Annotated in this window: 19 protein-coding genes and 2 pseudogenes; 7 read left to right on the top strand and 14 right to left on the bottom strand. The window is 68.2% G+C overall.

Annotation, left to right across the window (positions count from 1 at the left end):
- The first annotated feature begins 18 nt into the window (after nt 1-18).
- Entirely contained in the window at nt 19-2040 is a 2022-nt protein-coding gene (locus CFB50_RS24520; RefSeq protein WP_069251355.1) for a BCCT family transporter, read from the top strand.
- Between the two features lie 52 nt (nt 2041-2092).
- A complete protein-coding gene (locus CFB50_RS24515; RefSeq protein WP_069251354.1) occupies nt 2093-2404 on the top strand; it encodes a hypothetical protein in 312 nt (103 codons plus the stop codon).
- 99 nt (nt 2405-2503) lie between these two features.
- Here the strand turns inward: CFB50_RS24515 and CFB50_RS24510 are convergent.
- The 3 genes and pseudogenes from CFB50_RS24510 to CFB50_RS24500 form a co-directional block, all read right to left on the bottom strand.
- Nucleotides 2504-3145: pseudogene (locus CFB50_RS24510) on the bottom strand (class I SAM-dependent methyltransferase); the annotation flags it as partial.
- Between the two features lie 157 nt (nt 3146-3302).
- Complete coding sequence (locus tag CFB50_RS24505; protein WP_089446561.1) at nt 3303-4397, bottom strand: IS5 family transposase; 1095 nt, start codon at nt 4395-4397, stop codon at nt 3303-3305.
- 98 nt (nt 4398-4495) lie between these two features.
- A pseudogene (locus CFB50_RS24500) lies at nt 4496-4705 on the bottom strand (SAM-dependent methyltransferase); the annotation flags it as partial.
- 192 nt (nt 4706-4897) lie between these two features.
- On the opposite strand from CFB50_RS24500, the gene CFB50_RS24495 reads away from it, so the two are divergent.
- From CFB50_RS24495 to CFB50_RS24485, 3 genes are all read left to right on the top strand, one after another.
- Complete coding sequence (locus tag CFB50_RS24495) at nt 4898-6361, top strand: metallophosphoesterase family protein (protein ID WP_069251352.1); 1464 nt, start codon at nt 4898-4900, stop codon at nt 6359-6361.
- Between the two features lie 56 nt (nt 6362-6417).
- Complete coding sequence (locus CFB50_RS24490) at nt 6418-7755, top strand: cytochrome-c peroxidase (RefSeq protein WP_256979354.1); 1338 nt, start codon at nt 6418-6420, stop codon at nt 7753-7755.
- A gap of 95 nt (nt 7756-7850) precedes the next feature.
- Nucleotides 7851-8126, top strand: a complete 276-nt coding sequence (locus CFB50_RS24485) for a hypothetical protein (protein ID WP_034191604.1) — start codon at nt 7851-7853, stop codon at nt 8124-8126.
- A gap of 81 nt (nt 8127-8207) precedes the next feature.
- On the opposite strand, the gene CFB50_RS24480 is transcribed toward CFB50_RS24485, so the two are convergent.
- On the bottom strand, nt 8208-9692 hold the full coding sequence (locus CFB50_RS24480) for an aminotransferase-like domain-containing protein (RefSeq protein ID WP_089448408.1): 1485 nt from the start codon (nt 9690-9692) through the stop codon (nt 8208-8210).
- Nucleotides 9693-9895: 203 nt separating this feature from the next.
- Between CFB50_RS24480 and CFB50_RS24475 the strand changes: the two genes are divergently transcribed.
- Nucleotides 9896-10246, top strand: coding sequence for a hypothetical protein (locus CFB50_RS24475; RefSeq protein ID WP_069251351.1), 351 nt, complete (start codon nt 9896-9898; stop codon nt 10244-10246).
- A 154-nt stretch (nt 10247-10400) separates the two neighbouring features.
- On the opposite strand, the gene CFB50_RS24470 is transcribed toward CFB50_RS24475, so the two are convergent.
- From CFB50_RS24470 to gtdA, 8 genes are all read right to left on the bottom strand, one after another.
- Entirely contained in the window at nt 10401-10823 is a 423-nt protein-coding gene (locus CFB50_RS24470; RefSeq protein WP_069251350.1) for a DUF6691 family protein, read from the bottom strand.
- A 1-nt stretch (nt 10824) separates the two neighbouring features.
- Nucleotides 10825-11259 carry a YeeE/YedE family protein gene (locus tag CFB50_RS24465; protein ID WP_069251349.1) on the bottom strand — a complete coding sequence of 145 codons (435 nt, stop codon included), beginning with the start codon at nt 11257-11259 and terminating at the stop codon, nt 10825-10827.
- Nucleotides 11249-11599: an ArsR/SmtB family transcription factor gene (locus CFB50_RS24460; RefSeq protein ID WP_069251348.1), complete on the bottom strand. Its 351-nt coding sequence runs from the start codon at nt 11597-11599 to the stop codon at nt 11249-11251. The genes CFB50_RS24465 and CFB50_RS24460 overlap by 11 nt, the downstream gene beginning before the upstream one ends.
- A 96-nt stretch (nt 11600-11695) precedes the next feature.
- Complete coding sequence (locus CFB50_RS24455; RefSeq protein ID WP_069251347.1) at nt 11696-13057, bottom strand: MFS transporter; 1362 nt, start codon at nt 13055-13057, stop codon at nt 11696-11698.
- Nucleotides 13058-13137: 80 nt separating this feature from the next.
- On the bottom strand, nt 13138-14346 hold the full coding sequence (locus CFB50_RS24450) for a 3-hydroxybenzoate 6-monooxygenase (RefSeq protein WP_089447483.1): 1209 nt from the start codon (nt 14344-14346) through the stop codon (nt 13138-13140).
- Between the two features lie 19 nt (nt 14347-14365).
- A complete protein-coding gene (gene maiA / locus CFB50_RS24445) occupies nt 14366-15007 on the bottom strand; it encodes a maleylacetoacetate isomerase (RefSeq protein ID WP_069251345.1) in 642 nt (213 codons plus the stop codon).
- 25 nt (nt 15008-15032) lie between these two features.
- Entirely contained in the window at nt 15033-15731 is a 699-nt protein-coding gene (locus CFB50_RS24440) for a fumarylacetoacetate hydrolase family protein (protein WP_069251344.1), read from the bottom strand.
- A gap of 97 nt (nt 15732-15828) precedes the next feature.
- The gene (gene gtdA, locus CFB50_RS24435; RefSeq protein WP_069251343.1) at nt 15829-16872 is read right to left on the bottom strand and encodes a gentisate 1,2-dioxygenase; all 1044 of its coding nucleotides are present in this window, start codon (nt 16870-16872) and stop codon (nt 15829-15831) included.
- A 164-nt stretch (nt 16873-17036) separates the two neighbouring features.
- Here gtdA and CFB50_RS24430 point away from each other — a divergent pair, with 164 nt between their 5' ends.
- Nucleotides 17037-17981 (top strand): LysR family transcriptional regulator, encoded by a 945-nt coding sequence (locus CFB50_RS24430; RefSeq protein ID WP_069251342.1) that lies wholly within the window; start codon nt 17037-17039, stop codon nt 17979-17981.
- 53 nt (nt 17982-18034) lie between these two features.
- Here CFB50_RS24430 and CFB50_RS24425 read toward each other — a convergent pair whose 3' ends face one another.
- Both CFB50_RS24425 and CFB50_RS24420 read right to left on the bottom strand, forming a co-directional pair.
- Nucleotides 18035-19303, bottom strand: a complete 1269-nt coding sequence (locus tag CFB50_RS24425) for an NAD(P)/FAD-dependent oxidoreductase (protein ID WP_069251341.1) — start codon at nt 19301-19303, stop codon at nt 18035-18037.
- A complete protein-coding gene (locus tag CFB50_RS24420) occupies nt 19300-19533 on the bottom strand; it encodes a 2Fe-2S iron-sulfur cluster-binding protein (protein WP_069251340.1) in 234 nt (77 codons plus the stop codon). Before CFB50_RS24420 ends, CFB50_RS24425 begins: the two co-directional genes overlap by 4 nt.
- Nucleotides 19534-19614: the final 81 nt, after the last annotated feature.

Here is a 19614-nt window from a genome sequence, read left to right as displayed (position 1 = left end):
CACAACTGGATGCCAGTCATGCCAGATTCCCGTCCCTCGCCCCGCACGACGTTCAAGCCGCAGGTCGTCCTGCCTGCGCTCGCGGTCATCGGCGCACTGCTCGTCGTGTGCGCGCTGCACCCGAGCGAAGCCGGCGCGCTGTTCTCCGCCGGCCAGCAATGGGTCATCGCACGCTTCGACTGGTTCTACGTGCTTGCCGTTACCGGCTTCCTCGTGTTTCTCGTGCTGATCGCCGCCAGCGACTTCGGCAACATCCGGCTCGGCCCCGACGACGCCGAACCCGAATTCAGCTTCGTGTCGTGGACGGCGATGCTGTTCGCGGCCGGCATGGGCATCGGCCTCATGTACTTCGGCGTCGGTGAGCCGATGCAGCATTTCCTGAAGCCGCCGACCGTCGACCCCGGCACGCCCGCCGCCGCGCGCGAGGCGATGCTGATGACGTTCTTCCACTGGGGCTTCCATGCGTGGGCGATCTACGGGCTGATGGGGCTCGTGCTCGCGTATTTCGGGTTCCGCTACAACCTGCCGCTGACGCTGCGCTCGGGGCTGTATCCGGTGCTGCGCGAGCGCATCAACGGCTGGATCGGCCACACGGTCGACGCGTTCGCGCTGGTCGGCACGGTCGCCGGCATCGCGACGACGCTCGGCTACGGCGTGATGCAGATCAGCGCCGGCCTGCACACGGTCGTGGGCTGGGACACCAGCGGCAACGCGTTCCGCATCGGGCTGGTCGTGCTGGTCGTGCTGCTCGCGGGTGCTTCCGCCGCGAGTGGTCTCGACAAGGGCGTGCGGCGGCTGTCCGAGCTGAACCTGCTGCTCGCGTTCCTGTTGCTCGCGTTCGTGGTCGTCGCGGGACCGACGTCGTTCCTGCTGCGCGCGCTCGGCGACAACATCGGCCAGTACCTGTCGCATCTCGTCGACCTGTCGTTCCGCACCTATGCGTACGCGTCGCCGCGCGAGGAAGGCTGGTTCGGCGGCTGGACGATCCTCTACTGGGCGTGGTGGGTGTCGTGGTCGCCGTTCGTCGGCATGTTCATCGCGCGCATCTCGCGCGGCCGCACGATCCGCCAGTTCGTGATCGGCGTACTGCTCGTGCCGACCGCGTTCAACCTCGTATGGATGACGGTGTTCGGCAACAGCGCGATCTGGCTCGATACGCACGGCGCGGCCGGCGCGCTCGCGCAGACGGCCACCAACGTCGACGCGCTGCTGTTCCGCTTCTTCGATTTCCTGCCGCTATCGCAAGGACTGTCGATCGTCGCGATCGTGCTGATCGCGGTGTTCTTCGTCACGTCCGCCGATTCGGGCGCGTTCGTGCTCGACCAGATCGCGACGCGCGGCAACGCGCACTCGCCCGTGTGGCAACGGCTGTTCTGGGCCGCGCTGCTCGGCGTGACGGCCGCGGTGCTGCTCGTCGCCGGCGGGCTCGGCGCGTTGCAGGCGATGACGCTGATCGCCGCGCTGCCGGTCGCGATCATCATGCTCGCGCTCTGCTACGGGCTGTGGCGCGGGCTCGCGGCCGACCGCGTGCACTATTCGCAGGACGTCGCGCCCGCGACGAGCTTCTGGACCGGCCAGCACTGGCGCCACCGCCTGACGCACATCCTGCGGCAGACGACCGAAGCCGAAGCGCGCCAGTTCGTCGCCGAGACGGTCGAGCCCGCGTTGCGCAAGGTCGCCGACGAGCTACGCGCGAGCGGCGTCGATGCGAACGTGCAGCGCGACAGCGACGATGCCGTCCGGCTCACCGTGCCGACCGCCGACCACCGCGATTTCGTGTACGGCGTGCGCGTGACCGTGAAATCCGCGGCCGCGTTCCTGGTGCGCGAGGCAGCCGAGCCGGAAGCGGAACGGGCACACGTGTACGGGATCGTCACGTTCTTCGAGGACGGGCGGCTCGGCTATGACGTCGAATACCTGCGCGGCGACGAAGTGATTGCCGATGTGCTGCGCCAGTACGAACGCTACGTGTCGCTCGCGGCCGACAAGCGTACGCATCTGCTGAGCCGCGCGCCGGGGCATGCGACGGAGGCCGAATGAACGCCGCCCTTGCCACGCCGTGGCGGTTCGCCATCCACGATGGAGCCGCACCATGACCGGACTTCTGCAAAGCCGCGCCTCCGACGTCATCGCGCTCGGCACGCTCGCCGTGCTCTACCTCGGCGGCGCCGGCATCGCGCTGTGGCGAATCCGGGCCGCGGCGCCCCGCGGCAAGGTCTACTGGATCGTCTGCGCGGCGCTGCTCGTCGGCGGCGCCATCGCGATGGGCATCAACCTGTCGCCGATGCCGGACACCGGAGACATGCCGCCCGGGTTTGCACTCGGCGTCGAAGCCGTCCTCCTCGGTCTCGCCTTGGTCGCCGGCGGTTGCGCGTGGTTGATGCTGCGCGCGCGGCGACACTGACGCGCGTGCGTCACGCGGCCCGGTTTCGTCCCGCGCGAACGGCCACGCGCGGGGCAAACCGGCCGGCCCTTCCTTGACCCACCGCTCTACCGCAACGCGTTACGCGGACGGTGCCCGCGCCGTCACGAGCCAGCATGCTGCGTCGAAGCGCACATCGGCACCCTCCACGTAAGGCGCGAACGCCGCACGCATCGTGTCGACCACGCGCCGCCGCGTTGCCTCGTCCACCTCCAGCAACGCCAGCCCGACCGGGCCCAGCCGCGAAATGTAGTCGTCCAGCGCGGAAGCAGGCAGCGCGCACGCCGGATCGACCGGCTCGATCGCGATGTCCGCCCAGCCGCTGTCCGACAGCACCGACGCAATTCGCTGCCGGTCGCCGAACGCGAATTGTCCCGGCGCGCCGGGCCGCCGTGCGGGCAGGTTCGGCAGCAACGGCGCGGCGGCCCGCTCGGCAATCGTCATGAACGGATTGTCGGCCGCGCTGCGCCATGCGATGAACCGCATCTGCGCATTCGGCCGCGCCGCATGCCGCAGATTCGCGAACGCCCTGACCGGATCGTCGAAGAACATCACACCCAGGCGCGACACGATCAGGTCGACGCTCGCGGGCTCGAACGCGTGGGTCTGCACATCCGCGCGCACGAAACTGACGTGAACGCCGCTGCGTTCGGCGCGCGCCTGCGCGGCGTCGATCATCCGAGCCGAGATATCGATGCCCGTGCATTTCACATCTGCCCCTAGCAGGCTGTTGAAAAACGCCTCGTCTTGATCACGAGGTCGCTGCGTAAAAGGATTTCGTATGCGATTGGCTGCTGAGTTGGCGACGGATCGTCGAAGCTGGACCGCTCGCGAGCGGTCCAGTCAACGCGTTGCCGCGCAACGGCCGCGCTTGGGCGGCTCATTGCACGGCTCCTTGCTGCACCACCGTCAGCATTCGCGCCATTCGAGTCAGGTTGCTCGCCAGCATCGTCAACTTGAAGTGCTGATCGACCCGCTTGACGCCGCGATACACGGTCTGTCGAATCCTGCCGACAGTCTTGCCCCAGCCGAAGTGCTCTTCGATGCGTTTGCGAATCACTTGGCTGATGCCATAGCCGGCGTGCCGCGAGGTGCGGCCGTCGATCGCGCTGCCGCCTTGATGAGAATCGTTGCGCGCGACATGCGGCGTGACTTTGCGCGCCCGGCAATCGCGCACAAAGTCGCGCATGTCGTAGCCCTTGTCGGCGCCGAGCGTCTTGGCATGACGACCCGGCACGCAATCGAGCAGGCGCAACGCACTGGCCCGTTCGGCGAATCCGTCGGCGTGACTCACCACGGCGCCGACCACCAAGCCCGAACGATTCTCCATCAGGATGTGCCCCTGATAACAAAGGACGGCTCCGCTTTGCCTGCCCTTTCGAAACAGCCGGGCATCCGGGTCTGTGCTCGATTCATGCGTGTCGTTGCTGCGCCGTTTGCCTTTCCAGTCCGTGTCGGCGTTGCGTCCACCGCCGGCCGGCGGATCGTCCGAGCCGTCCTTGGGACGGAAGCTCTTGTGGCTGGCCCACGCCTGAATCAGCGTGCCATCGACCGAGAAGTGCTCTCTGGACAGCAGCCCTTGCTTGTCGGCCAAGCGCATGACTTCGGTAAAGAACGCTTCGACCACTTCGTGTTCGAGCAAGCGATCCCGGTTCTTCGAGAACACCGAGTGGTCCCAGACAGCGTCTTCGATAGCCAGGCCGACGAACCAGCGGAACAGCAGGTTGTAGCGCATCTGCTCCATCAGCATGCGCTCGCTGCGCACCGAGTAAAACACCTGCAGCAGCAACGCACGCAGCAGCTTCTCCGGCGCAATCGAGGCGCGACCGCTGTCCGCATAGATCGTGCCGAACAGCCCGTTGAGCCGCTTCAACGCCTGATTGACCAGCAGCCGAAGCGGCCGCAACGGGTGATCGGCCGGCACGAAGTCTTCCAGCTTCACCGTCATGAACAACGGTTCTTGCATCTCGTCCATTCCACGCATCGGCTCATCTGCTCAAGATCATGAACACGATATCTCTAACGCACCGCCCTTCGAGCCCGTTTACACCGTTCCCAATTTCAACAGCCTGCTAGCCGCCGCGCAATCGCGAGCGTGACCGCGCCCGTGCCGCAGCCGACATCGAGCACGCTGCGCGCGGACGACGTGGCCGCCGCATCCACGAGCAACTTCTCCAGCGGCTCGAACATCCGGTCGATCGGCGCCTGCGTGTCGACCCAGGCACGCCCCGACGGGCCGTTCCAGAGCGCGGATTGTTCGTCATTGGGCTGGCTGGTTTCCATCGTCGAATCCCCCTTCTGGTTCTTTGATCGTGCCTCGCACTTTGCTGCTTCAAGCCGGCTTGAAGTCAAGGCCCTCCGGCCGCGACCTGCCATCGCGATGTCGATGCCCGGCCCGTATGCAAGCGCCCCCGTCTTTTCATATTTCTTACATTCGCGCTGCGTATCGTTGACGACTTTCCTACGGTGCCTCCCATGCGACGACTCCTCACGCGCGCGCTGCTCGTGCGCTGCGCTCCCCTTGCTGCCCTCGCCGCGCTCTCCGCGTGCTCGAACCACATCGATTCGCCGGCCGATCCGGCGAGTGCGTCGGTCAACGTCCAGGCCGCATGGGTCGAGATCGGCGAGTCGAACCAGGCGATCGCGCGCGTCATCACGAACTACACGCCCGCGTCGGCCGGCGATCCGCTGTGCCCGCAACTGACCGTCGACGGCAAGCTGTCTCGCATGTCCGTGCGCGCGGGCGCCGCGACCCTCGCCCAGCGGCCGACCGCCAGCGATCCGTCCGATTCGAAGCCGTCGAGCTTCCCGGTGTCCGTCTGCGAGATGACGCTGCCGGCCGGCGCGCAGGCGGCAAGCGTCGCGGGCCGCACGCTGCCGCTGCCGAAGGCGCAGCCGCAACGCATCGCGATCATCGCCGACACCGGCTGCCGCATGAAGAAAGCCGACAACGCGTGGCAGGCGTGCAACGACGCATCGGTGTGGCCGTTCGACACGATCGCGGCCAGCGTCGCGAAGCTGTCGCCCGACCTCGTGATGCACATCGGCGACTACCACTATCGCGAGAACGCGTGCCCGCCGGACATCGCCGGCTGCAAGGACAGCCCGTGGGGCTATGGCTGGGATACGTGGCAGGCCGACCTGTTCCGTCCGGCCGCCCCGCTGCTCGCGAAGGCGCCATGGGTCGTCGTGCGCGGCAATCACGAGGAATGCGCGCGGGCGGGCCAGGGCTGGTTCCGCTTCCTCGATCCGCGCCCGTATTCGGCCGCGCGCTCGTGCGACGATCCGGCCAACGACAACAACGCGAACTATTCGGAACCCTATGCGGTGGCGCTCGGCGGCGGCTCGCAGGTGATCGTGTTCGACACTGCGAAGGTCGGCCGCACGCCGCTCAAGACGACCGACGCGCAATTCGGCATCTACCAGAAGCAGTTCCAGACGGTCGCCGCGCTCGCGTCGAAGGCCGGCATGACGACGACGATCTTCACGAACCACCATCCGATCCTCGCGTTCGCGCCGATCGCCGGCAGCACGCCCGCGCCGGGCAACCTCGCGCTGCAGTCGGTGATGTCGAGCCTCAACGCGCAGGCGTACTACCCGCCCGGCGTGCACGTCGCGCTGCATGGCCACGTGCACGACTTCCAGGCGATCAACTTCTCGTCCGGGCATCCGGCGACGATCGTGTCCGGCAACGGCGGCGACAATCTCGACGTCGCGCTGCCCGACCCGTTCCCGGCCGGCCTGACGCCCGCACCGGGCGCCGTGATCGAACGGCTGTCGCACAACAACAGCTTCGGTTTCCTGATCATGGAACGTCGCGCCGCCCCGGCGACCGGCTGGGTGTTCCACGCATACTCGGCAGCCGGCAAGCTGCTCGCGTCGTGCAACCAGTCGGGCACGACGCTCGCCTGCGACAAGACGGGATTCATTGCGCCGTGAGTGAAGTGGTTCGATGTGACGGCGGCCATGCGGGCGGCCTGCAAACGCTGCGTACGCTGGCCACGACGGCCGTATTCGCGGGTCTGGCGCTCGCGGCCCACGCCGCACCGGCCGAAACGGTCCTGCTCCCCGGCGCGCCGCCTTCGCGAGTCGTCGACACGATCGGCAACGGCACGCCGCAGGTGACGGGCAAGATCGATGCGGCGACCGCGCGCTTCGCGCCCGACCCGACGCTCGTCGCGCTCGGCCGCCGGATCTTCTTCGATCCGCGGCTGTCCGAGCCGCGCGGCATGTCGTGCGCGGGCTGCCACGATCCGGGCCGCGCGTTCGCGCCGACGCTGTCGGCCGCCTCGCTCGCGGGGCCCGGCGTGCCGGAAGGCAGCCGGCCCGGGCGTTTCAGCCAGCGCAACGCACCGTCGCTGCTCTATGTGCGTTACGTGCCGCGCCGCCACTTCTACCAGGATGACGACGCACCCGCGCCGTCGCCGTTCGGCGGCCTGTTCAGCGACGGCCGCGCGGATACGCTCGCCGAGCAGATCCGCGGGCCGCTGTTCGATCCGAACGAGATGAACAACCGGTCGCCGGCCGCACTGCTGCGCAAGGTCGACGCGACCGAACTCGCGCCCGATCTCGCCGCACGCTTCGGCACACCGGTGCGGCGCGATCCCGAGCAACTGGTGCGTGCGCTGGGCGTGGCCGTCGAGGCCTATCTGCAGAGCGACGAGATGGCGCCGTTCACGTCGCGCTTCGATGTGTTCCTGCGCACGCGCAAACCGCTCGCGCCGGCCGAGATGCGCGGCCTCGCGCTGTTCCGGAATCCCGACAAGGGCAACTGCATGAGCTGCCATACGCTGTCGGAGACGTCGAGCCGCCCGGAGCGTTCGCTCTTCACCGATTTCGGCTACGACGCGATCGCGGTGCCGCGCAACCGCGCGCTGCCGGCGAACCGCGATCCGCGCCATTTCGACAACGGGCTGTGCGACACCGCACGGCGGCTGCGCTGGCCCGAGCCGACGCAATGGTGCGGCTACCTGCGCACACCGGGGCTGCGCAACGTCGCGATCAAACAGACGTTCATGCACAACGGCGTGTTCTCGACGCTGCGCGACGCGGTGGCGTTCTACAACACGCGCTCAACCGACCCGGGCTTCTGGTATCACGGGGCCAGAACGTTCGACGACGTGCCGGCCGCCTACCGCGGCAACATCAACGTCAACTCGACGCCGATGAACCGCCGGCCCGGCACGCCGCCCGCGCTGAGCGACGCGGAAATCGACGACATCGTCGCGTTCCTCGGCACGCTGACCGACGCGCGCTATACGAAGGTAGCTGCCCCTGTTGCATCCGCTGCCCCTGCTGGCCGGATCACGCGAACCGCCGTGCCGGCTCGCTGACCTGGCCGAACGGCCAGCCTGGACACACCCGCTTGCGGTCGCCGCAAACACTGGTTATATTTACAGTACTGTATTTATGAACAGTGAGGTGCGCGATGGAACATCTGGTCCGTATCGTCAACGAAGCCGATCGCCAAGTACTGGCGTGGCTCCGCGCTCAGGTCGGTGATGCCCGCGTCGAGCGCGCGGCTCGCCAGCTCGGGCATACGCGCAAGCCCTTCCCGTCCGCCGTATGCCGGTATCTGGGCATGAGCGCACCGGCCACGCTGCGCCAGGCCGACCGGCCGCGCGCCGCACGCGATTTCTCGGTCGGCGATCGTTACCTGTCATTGATCCGCCAGCACCTCGCCACGCACTCGGCCAGCCGATGAAATGGCGGCGGCTGGCCGTGTCGGTGGCCCGCAAAGCCGGGCGCCTTGCGAATTCGCAAGCCCGGCCGGTCGCCACCGCGCTTACGTGGCCGCCATGGCTTCCCGTACGAGGCGGCCGAGCGTTTCGAACGCCGCTTCGTGCGCCGCATCGAACACGCGCGTGCAAGCGAGCCGGATATAGCCGTCGAAGCGGTCGGAATTCGAGAAGATCGAACCGGGCGCGATCCTGACCCCATGTGCCAGCGCGGCGTCGAACAGCGCCTCGGAGCGCACGCCGTCCGGCAGCGCGATCCACAGCAGCATCCCACCCGGCGGCTGGTTCATCCGGGTTCCGGCCGGGAAATGTCGCGCAATCGCATCGATCGTCACGTCGCGCTGCACGCGCAACTGTTCGCGAAACCGGTGCAGATGACGATCGAACGCTCCCGAGCCGACGAATTCGGCGGCAACGGCCTGCAGCAACGCGGCGTTGTGCCGGCTGTGCGCGAACTTCAGCATCTTCACGCGTGCGTGCCAGCGCCCCGCGCTTATCCAGCCCAGCCGCATCCCGGGGGCCAGCACCTTGTTGAACGACGGGCAGTAGATCACCGTGCCGTCGCGGTCCCATGCCTTCACCGGCTTGACCGGCTGCGGCGCCTCGACGAGCTCACGATAAGGCTCGTCCTCGATCACGGCCACGCCATGGCGCGAGCAGAGCGAGACAAGCGCCGCCTTGCGTTCGTCGGGCATCACGCAGCCGAGCGGGTTCTGCAGGTTCGGCACGACGACCACGGCCCGAATGTCCGGGTACGCGGTCAGCGCCACTTCGAGCGCCTCGATCGACAGGCCGGTCGTCGGGCTGGCCGGGATTTCGAGCGCGCGCAGGCCGAGACTTTCGAGCAACTGGATCAAGCCGAAGAAGGCCGGCGATTCGATCGCGATCGTGTCGCCGGGGCGCGCGACCGCGCGCAACGCGAGATTCACGGCATCGACGCCGCCGCTCGTCGACATCACGTCGTCCGGCGTCACCGTCACGCCATACGACAGCGCGCGCTTGGCCATCGTCTGCCGGAATTCGGGCGAACCGCCGACGGGCCCCGCGTCGGTCAGCAAGGTGAGCTTGCGCCGCAACAGCCGGATCGCGAGCGCCTGCAGGCGCTCGGCCGGATACAGCGTGGCCAGCGCGGACGCGCCGCCAAGGTTCAGCGCATCGGGCGCCGTGTTCGCACGGTCGATCACGCGCGACACGCGTTCGTGCAGGCCCGCGAACGGCGGCTCGACGCTCAGCGGCGGCCCGTCGCTTTCCGGCAGCGTTTCGAGCGCGGCCGACGCGCGGCGCCGCACGAAGTAGCCGGAGCGCGGCTTCGCCTCGCACCAGCCGGTATCCTCGAGCCGCCGGAACGCCTGGATCGCGGTCGACAGGCTCACGCCATGCTGTGCCATGAACGCGCGCACCGACGGCATCCGGTCGCCGGGCGACAGCGTGCCGGCCGCGATGATGCGGCGGTAGTGCTCGGCGAGCCGTTCGTAAAGCGGCTCGCCGTCCATGGGCAACGGCGGGCGGGATGAATCGGTGAAAGGCGTCATGCCGCCGATCGTGCCCGCGCGGCCGATCACACGCCAGATACAGATTCCGGGGAAACCCACCGATACAGCGACGCAAAATCGTCGCCTGCACCGCAACAGATTCCCGGCCCCTGAATCTGTCGTGCCGATGCCCGTTTCCCTAACCTGATTGCACGCTGTCGCCTCGCCGTCGCGAGGCCGCGCAACCGGGAAAGGGAATCGCCATGCAGACGCATCACATCCGGCTCGACGCCGGACAAAGCCACTTTGCGTGGTTCGACAAGGGCAGCCAGGTGATCGTGCTGGACGGCGCGCTGGCGGTCACGCTGCGCCACGGCGGGCTCGACTGGCTGCCCGACGCGCCGCAGCACATTCGCCGCCTGCTCGACGAAGGCGAATGCCTGACGCTCGAGACGGCCGGCCACGTGGCGCTGTCGGCCGGCGGCACGGGCGCGGTCAGTACGACGATCGTGGAACCGAACGAACAATCCGGCTTACTCGCGGCATGGCGCGCGATCCTGCGCCGGCTGTCCGGACGGATACGCGGTGGCCATCAAGTACGCGAGCATTCCTGAAATGGCGATTTGTCGCGTCACAAAGGCGCGTCAGGCTGCCACCGTATCATTCAGCAAAAGTCTGGCGCGATCCCGTTCGACCGCGCTCATACGAATCAACCGACTTTGACCGGTTCAACCGTCGCGCCCTACCTGCTACGCGACGGTCACGACATCACCGTACGCTCCTGCGCCGCTCGATCCACTCGAACACCGCCATCCCTGCCAGCATCGCGACGACGAACACGATCCCCTTCGCCGACCCGAAGCCGATCGACACGATCGCGGGCCCCGGGCAGAACCCGGCGATCCCCCAGCCGATACCGAATACGGCACTTCCGGCAACCAGCCGCACGGTGATCGCCCGCACGGCCGGCAACTGCATCGGCAAGCCGAGCCACGTCCGCGCCCTGCGCTTCGCCCATGCGAACGCGAACACGGCCACGCCCGTCGCGCCGGCCATCACGAACGCGAGCGACGGATCCCAGCGGCCCGCCAGGTCGAGAAAACCCAGCACCTTCTGCGGATTGGCCATGCCCGACACGATGAGGCCGACGCCGAACAGCAGCCCCGCCAGAAACGCGAATCCTGCCTGCATGTCAGCCTCCCAGCGCGTGCCGTCGCACGAAGACGGTCACGAAGCCCGCGACCATGAAGACCACCGTCGCGACCACTGAACGCAACGCACCACGCGACATCCCGCACACGCCGTGGCCGCTCGTGCAGCCGCCCGCATACCGCGTGCCGACGCCGACCAGCAGCCCGGCAGCCACCAAGTCAAACCACCCTGCGTCGACCTGCGGCGTCAGGCTGTTTCCGGCGACATGCATCACGACCGGTGCGGCGATCAGTCCGGCGACGAACGCGGCGCGCCAGTCGCGCTCACCCGCGCGTGCCGTGAACAGACCACCGACGATGCCGCTGATACCGGCAATCCGGCCGTTGAATGCGACGAGCCACGCGGCCGCGAGCCCGATCAGCACGCCGCCGGCCAGCGACAACCACGGCGTGAAATGAAGCGCATCAAGCTGCATCGCGCCGCCCCTTCGCGGCCGGGCCGCAGAACTGTTCGTACAACACGCCCATCACCGCGACCGCGGCCGGGCTGTCGAGCGAATAGTGGATGTTCTTGCCGTCGCGGCGCGTGCGGACCAGCGCGTTGTCCCGCAACACGCCGAGCTGCTGCGACAGCGTCGGCTGGCGGATATCCAGCGCTGTCTCGAGATCGCTGACGCACCGCTCGCCTTGCGACAGTTCGCAGAGCAGCAGCAGCCGGTCGGGATTCGACAGCACCTTGAGCAGCGCGCAGGCCGATTCGGCGGCCGCGCGCATCTGGTCGGGTTCCGGCAACCCGACGGAAAGATCGTCGTTCATCGGTGCGGGAGAACAATTAAAGAATCAATATTATATCAATTAATATAATGATGCTCCCCGCCGCTTGCCGACAGGCGGCCTTGCCCCCGCCTTCGCTCAGGCTTGTTCGCCCGCCATCGCCTTCGCGGCCGGCATGCGCGCCGCATCGGCACGCACCACGCCGAGCGCCAGCACCGCGATCCCCGCGATCACGCACGGCGCCGCGACGACCGCAAACGCAGTCGACAACGGCACGCCCATCGCCAGCATCGCGCCGCCCGCCATCGATCCGACGACCGAGCCGCCACGGCCGATCCCGTTCGCCCAGCTCACGCCGGTGGTGCGGCACTCGGTCGGATAGAACGCGGCCGACAGCGCATTCGCGCCGACCTGCGAACCCGACACGCAGAAGCCGGCCGCGAACACGGCGAGCGCGGCGCCCCACGGCGATGCGGCAAACACGCCGATCGCGGCGACGAATATGCCGGCCGCCGCATAGCTGCAGGCCAGTACGCGATGCGGATCGAAACGGTCCATCAGCCCGCCGAGGACGATCGCGCCGAGCGTGCCGCCGATCTGGAACATCGCGGTCACGCGCGCGGCCGTCTGCAGCGTCGCGCCGGTCGTGCGCAGCAGCGTCGGCAGCCAGCTCGACAGCAGGTAGATCACGAGCAGGCTCATGAAGAACGTCAGCCACAGCAGCAACGTGCCGCGCAGCAGGTCGGCGCTGAACAGGCGGCCGAGCGGCGACCCGCCCGGCTTGCCGGCGGGTGCGATGAACGACGCGTTCAGAAGATGCGGATCCGGCGCGATACGACCGAGCATCGCCGCGATCCGTTCGCGCGCCGCGCCTGTATTGACGAGATAGCGCACCGACTCCGGCAGCCGCCACGCGAGCACCGGCAGCAGCAGCAACGGCGCGGCGCCGCCGACGACGAGCACCGCGCGCCAGCCGTGGTGTTCGATCAACGACGCAGCCGCGAGCCCACCGAGCGCGGAGCCGATCGTGAAGCCGCAGAACATCGTCGTCACCAGCAGCGAACGGCGCCGCGCCGGGCAGTATTCGGACGTCAGCGTGATCGCATTGGGCATCGCGCCGCCGAGCCCGAGCCCGGTCACGAAGCGCCACGCGATCAGCTCGGTCAGGCCGCCCGCGCTCGCCGACGCGGCGCTCGCGATGCCGAAGCACGCCACGCAGGCGAGCAGCAGCCGCTTGCGGCCGAACCGGTCGCCGAACGGCCCGAACACGAGCGCACCGGCCATCAGCCCGGCGAGCCCCGCGCCGAACACCGGTGCGAGCTGCGCGGGCGACAGGCCCCATTCCGCACGGATGACGGGGGCGATGAACCCGATCGAGGCGGTATCGAACCCGTCGATCGCGACGATCAGAAAGCACAGGACGACGATCGCGGCCTGAAACGGCGCCACGCGATGCCGGTCGATCCATTCGCTGACGTCGATGGACAGCGTATCGGCCATGATGGTGTCTCCTCCAAGAAGGCAGTCGCGCGTCGTGTCGTTGAATTGCGCGCCGCCGGAATCGGGCTAACCGCGCCGCGTTACGCGACGGACGTCAGGCAATCCTCTGCGCGCCAGCCGTGCAGCCAGTCGAGCGCATCGTAGAACTGCGCCTGCGTGCGGCCGACCCAGAGCCCGTTGCGCACTTGCCGCTCGACGCCCTTCGCGTGATAGATCCGCCCCATCTCGCGCGCCGAATACAGCACGCGCGCGGTGCGCGGAATCCGCACGCGTTCATACAGCGCGAACGCGGCCTCGAAGTCGCCATCGGTCCGGGCCACGGCCGCGCCGAGCGTCACCGCATCCTCGAGCGCCTGGCACGCGCCCTGCGCGATGTATTGCGTCATCGGATGCGCGGCGTCGCCGAGCACCGTTGCACGGCCTTCGCTCCAGCGTTCGACCGGATCGCGATCGGCGGTCGCCCAGCGCTTCCACGACGTCGGCCGATCGAGCATCTGCTTCGGCAGCGGATGGACGCCGTCGAAGTACGACAGCACTTCTTCCTTGCTGCCCTCGCGCACGCCCCAGGTTTCCTGCTCGCGGCTGTGGAACGTGACGACGAGGTTGTACTGCCGCCCGCCGCGCAGCGGATAGTGGACGAGATGGCAATGCGGGCCCGCCCACACGACCGGCGCATTGATCTGCAGGTCCTGCGGCATGTTGTCGACGTCGACCACCGCGCGATACACGACGTGGCCCGTCACGCGATGCGCGTCGCCGATCAGCGCATGACGGATCGCGGATTTCACGCCGTCGCAGCCGATCACCGCATCGGCACGATAGCGTTCGCCATGCTGGTCGGTCACGGTCACACCTTTGCCGTCCTGCTCGAAGCCGCACACCTGCGTGCTCGTCCGGAATTCGATCAGCGGATGATCCTTGACCGCCTCGTAGATCGACAGGTGAATGTCCGCGCGATGAATCACCGCATACGGATTGCCGAAGCGCTCACGGTATGCGGCGCCCGTATCGATGCGCGCCACCTCGCGCGCATCGACCGCATCCATCAGTTGCAGCCAGTCGGTAAACACCGCCCGGCTGCGCGCAGCCTCGCCGACACCCAGCGCGTCGAGCGCGTTGAATGCGTTCGCCGCGAGCTGGATCCCCGCGCCGATCTCGCCGATCCGATCTGCCTGTTCGAGCAGCTTCACGCGGATGCCCTGGCGCGCGAGCGCGAGCGCCGTCGCGAGCCCGCCGATGCCGCCGCCTATCACCAGCACGCGCCGGCCTTTGTCTTTTGTCTCGCCCATGTGTGTCTCCTGCTTCGTGTTACGCGACGTAATCCGGTTGCCGCTGCGGTTGCGCGGCCTCGAATGCCGGCTCGTGCCGCGCGTGTTCATATACCGCGAGGCTGCGCGGATACGCGCTCAGGTCGCAATCCATCCGCAACGCGTTCGCGACCTGCGGCACGAGGCACACGTCGGCCAGCGTCGGCGTGTCGCCGAAGCACCACGGGCCCTCGTCCGCGCGTGCGAGCAGCCGCTCGACGCCGGCCATCCCTTCCGTGATCCAGTGCCGGTACCACGCGGTCTTCTGCTGCGGCGTGACCTTCAGTTCGCCGTCGAGATAGCGCAGCACGCGCAGGTTGTTGACCGGATGGATGTCGCATGCGATCAGCGTCGCGAGTTCCAGCACGCGGGCACGATGGTGCGGTTCGAGCGGAATCAGTCGAGGCGTCGGCTGGATCTGGTCGAGGTAATCGAGGATTGCGAGCGACTGCCCGAGACGGAAATCCCCATCGACCAACGCCGGCACCGCGGCCGACGGGTTCACGTTCGCGACGTACGCCGCCTCGCGATGCTCGCCGGTGCGGATGTTCACCGGCAGCGTGTCGTACGGCAGCCCTTTCAGCGCGAGCGCGATGCGCACCCGGTAGGACGTCGAACTGTTAAAGAAGCTATGCAGTTGCACGATGTCGCCTTTCGGGGAAGATGCGTCAGACCACGCGCACGGTCAGTTCGCCGAGCCGTTCGACGCCGACCTTCATCACGTCGCCCGCAACCACCGCGCCGACACCTTCGGGCGTGCCCGTGAAGATCACGTCGCCCGGTTCGAGGCGGAAAAACTTCGACAGGTCGGCCACCGTTTCCGCGACCGACCAGATCAGGTGCGACACGTCGCTCTTCTGCTTCGTCGCGCCGTTGACGGTCAGCCACAGGCCGCCCTGCTCGAAGTGACCGACATCGCTCGCCGGATGCACGGGCCCGATCGGCGCCGAGCGGTCGAATGCCTTGCCGATCTCCCACGGCCGGCCCATCTCGCGCATCTTCATCTGCAGGTCGCGGCGCGTCATGTCGAGGCCGACCGCGTAGCCCCACACGTGTTCGAGCGCGCGCTCGAGCGAGATGTCCGAACCGCCCTTGCCGATCACCGCGACGAGTTCGGCTTCGTAGTGATAGTTCTGCGTCTGCGACGGATACGCGAGATCGAGCGTGTCGCCGTACGCGACCGGCACGATCGAGTCGGCCGGCTTGCAGAAGAAGAACGGCGGCTCGCGATCGGGATCGAAGCCCATTTCACGGGCATGGGCCGCGTAGTTGCGACCGACGCAATACACACGGCGTACCGCGAACTGCGCGTCGCTGCCGGCGACGGGGAGCGCCACGGGCGCTTCGGGCGGGAAAACGAAAGTCATGAATGGCTCCAGCGTCAATACGAATGAAGGGGGCGCGCCGCCGCAACGACGCGCGGGAAACGAGAAACGGGAAACGAATCGTCGAAAGCGGCCGGCGTCAGTCGCGCGCTTCGCGCAGCAGGTTCAGCGCGGACAGCACGGGCCGGTCGGAATAGCTGAACAGCACGCTGTCGGACGACGCCGACAGCCGCACGGGCACCCACGACGGCGCGACGAAGATGTCGTGCGGCTCGAATTCGAAGGCGTTGCCGCCGATGTGCGCGGTGCCGCTGCCTTCGACGACGCAGTAGATCGTCGCGTCGGTGCTGCGGTACGTGCGGCCGTCGAAACCGGCAGGCAGGAACTGCATGAAGGTGGCGATCGTCGGCATCGGCCAGCCGCCCGTCGCGGGATTCACGTAGCGCAGCTTCACGCCGTCCCACGCGTCGAGTTCGCCGTTCCGGTACAGCGCGTCGAGCGCTTCGCGGCTGCGGGCATACGGGTAGCTGAATACCGGCGACGTCGGATCGCTCACGCGATGCCGCACCGGCACCATGTTGTGGCCGAAGCGCGCGAAGCTGTCGCCTTCCGGGCGATTCACCGGCTGCACGGCTTCCGGGTAGTTCTCCGCGAAACCCGCGTCGAGGTTCGCGAGCAGCGGGATGTCGAGCCCGTCGAGCCACACGACCGGCTCGCCGCCCGCTTCTTCCGACGGGTTGCCGTGGTCGTGCCATGCCCACGACGGCGTGATGATGAAGTCGCCCGGATGCATCGTCGTGCGCTCGCCGTTCACCGCCGTCCACGCGCCACGCCCTTCGACGATGAAGCGCAGCGCCGACTGCGTATGCCGGTGGCTCGGCGCGATCTCGCCCGGCAGGATCAGTTGCAGCCCCGCGTACAGGGTCGGCGTCATGCTCGACTTGCCGGGCAGCCCGGGGTTCTCCAGCACCAGCACGCGGCGCACGGCTTCTTCCGCGCTGATCACGCTGCCGGCCTGCATCACGAGGTCGCGCACCTGCGCGTACTTCCAGATCGCGGCCTGCGCGGCCGGCTGCGGGGATGTCGGCACGAGGTTGTGCAGCGATTCCCACAGCGGCGCCAGGCGTTGCTCGGCGATCCGTGCGTAGTAAGCGGCGCGCGACGCGTCCGGGTGGGTCGTCATGATGTCTCCTTGGAGTCGGCCGATCGGCGTCGGCGCTATGTCGGGGCGGGAACCGTGCTGCAGTCCGTTAGCGGATTTATATTCGACCCAGGCATACCCGGTAAAATGGTCAAATCATCTGATCCATATGTTTATGGATATACCTACTCGCGACGAGGCATGCGATGGACTGGACCCACCGGCTGCGACTGCGGCATCTGCAGGTACTGTTGAGCCTTGCCGGCACCGGCAATCTGAGCCAGTCGGCGGTCGCGCTCGCGACCACGCAGCCCGCGCTGTCGAAATGGCTGAAGGAACTGGAAGAGGACGTCGGGCTGCCGCTGTTCGAGCGGCATGCACGCGGCCTGCGGCCGACGCCGTACGGCGAAGCGCTGATCGAGCATGCACGCCGGGTCGAAGCGCAGCTCGACATCGCGCGCGACGACATGGCCGCGCTGCGGGAAGGCGGCAGCGGCCTCGTGACGATCGGCACGTCGGGCGTGGCGGCGGCCGACACCGTGCCGCTCGCGGTGTCGCAACTGCTGAAACGGATGCCGCGCGCGCAGGTGCGGCTCACCGAAAGCACGATGAACCAGCTGATGCCGCAGCTCGCACGCAGCGAACTGGATATCGTCGTGGGCCGCTCGGGGTCGACATCCGTCGATCCGCTGCTGCATGCCGAAGCGCTGTATGTCGATCCGGTCGTGTTCGTCGCGCGGCCCGGCCATGCGCTCGCCGGTGCGACGTCGGTCGGCTGGGACGACGTGCTCGCCTACTCGTGGATCGTATGGCCGTCAGGCACGCCCGTGCACAACGCGCTGGAGGCCGCACTGTCGGCCGCCGGCCGCGTGCGGCCGCCGCACTGCGTCGAATCGAATTCGTCGATCCTCAACCTCACGCTGCTGAACAACACCGACCTGCTCGGCGTGGCGTCGCATCGTGCAGCGCAACGCTTCGCGCAATTGAACGCGATCCGGATCCTGCCGATGCAGCTCGAGGGCCAGGGCGCGGTGTCGATGTACTGGCACCCCGACAGCGCGAATCGCGCGGCCGTGGCCGCGACGATCGAGTGTCTGCGGGCCTGTGCGGCCCCGCAGGTCGGCGGATGGGAAAAAGTGAAGGCGGACTGAAGGTGGCGCGGCCCGGCGTCAACCGGGCCCCATTGCCGTAACGATGCGAAGCCTCACGCGCCGTCGCAGGATGCGGTGCCATCCAGCATCAGCGTGCCGACCCGCGCGGGCACGAGCGGCGTGCGCGGCATTGGCGGTGTCCAGCCGAACAGCGTCTGCGCGGCCGCACCACACACACGGCCCTGGCACGCACCCATCCCGCAACGCGATTGCAGTTTCGCGGCCGTCCAGCCCGGCGCTTGCGCGACGGCATCGAGACGCACGTCCTCGCAACGGCACAGCAACGTGTCGGGCCGCGCGAGCCGGCGGATCGGCTCGCGGATCGCAAAGCGCTCGCGCACGGCATCGGCAAACACCTGCCAGTGCGCCCGCTGCGTAACCAGCGCAGCCAACGGCGCCGTCTGCCCGGTCGCCGCCAAACCGGCGATTTCGCCTTCGACCATCGCCAGCTCGCTGCCGCCGACGCCCGTACACTCGCCCGCCGCAAAAACACCATCGCGGCTCGTACGCTGGTGCACATCGACCGCCACCGCGCCGTTGTCGATCCGGCAGCCGAGATGACTCGGCAGCACCGTATTCGGCACGAGGCCGAAGCCGCACGCGAGCCGGTCGCAGTCGACGTCGAACTCGCGATCGCCCTGACGAATCCGCACGCGTTCGAGCCGCTTGTCGCCGAACGCCTCGACGACATGCGCATCGGGCCGATAGGCGGCGGTGACGAGCTTCGCGGCCTGCGCGATCTTCGACGGCCAGCGCCACAGCCCTGCCCCGAAACCGGCCACGTCACCCCATGCAGCCTGTTCGAGCACGTGCGACACGCGCGCGCCGGCCTGACGGGCCGTCGCCGCGCTCGCCAACAGCAGCGGCCCGCTGCCAGCGATCACCGTGCGCTGCCCGCGCACGTCGAGGCCGTACTTGATCAGCGCCTGCAAACCGCCCGCGCCAGTGACACCCGGCAACGTCCAGCCAGGAAACGGCAACAGCAGCTCGCGTGCGCCGCAACAGAGAATCAGCGTGCGGAAATCGAGCAGCAGCCCGCGTTCGTCGTCTTCGAGCAGCAGCGTGCCCGGCTGCGTTTCGGCGACGATGCGCGTTGCCGCGAGATGCGTGACGTTCGGCTGCCGCAACACGGCGAGCCGCTCGGCAGCGGCCGGCGTCGGCGCAACCGTTGCGCCTTGCCGCCAGATCTGCCCGCCCGCGCGCGGGTTGTCGTCGACGATCGCAACCGTCGCACCGCTGCGCGCGGCGGCCCGTGCGGCCGACAGCCCGGCCGGCCCCGCGCCGACGATCGCGACGTCGACGCTCAGTCGTTCCTGTTTCATCGCGTGCGCTCCACCTGCATTCCGTCGCGGCACAGCGTCTGGCAAGCCAGCCGGCGGCGGCCATCGATCGTCATCCTGCACTCCTGGCAGATGCCCATCCCGCAAAACGGCGCACGCGCCGCACCCGTGCACGACACGCGCGTCGTGTCGTCGCCGCTCGCCGCGACGGCGGCCGCGACGGTCGCGCCGTCGGCCACCGTCAACGGGCGGCCGTCCAGATGAATGATCATGTCAGCCTCCGCCGGGCCGCCCCAAGGAGGCTGACCGCCCCCGCGGGGGGCGCCGTGCATGGGACCGGAGTAAGCGCTGAA

The sequence above is a fragment of the Burkholderia sp. AU33423 genome, from assembly GCF_002223135.1.
In the GTDB taxonomy this organism is placed as follows: Bacteria; Pseudomonadota; Gammaproteobacteria; order Burkholderiales; family Burkholderiaceae; genus Burkholderia; species Burkholderia lata_D.
The sequence above is the reverse complement of the archived record's forward strand: the minus strand, read 5'-3'. Positions and strand labels throughout refer to the sequence as shown.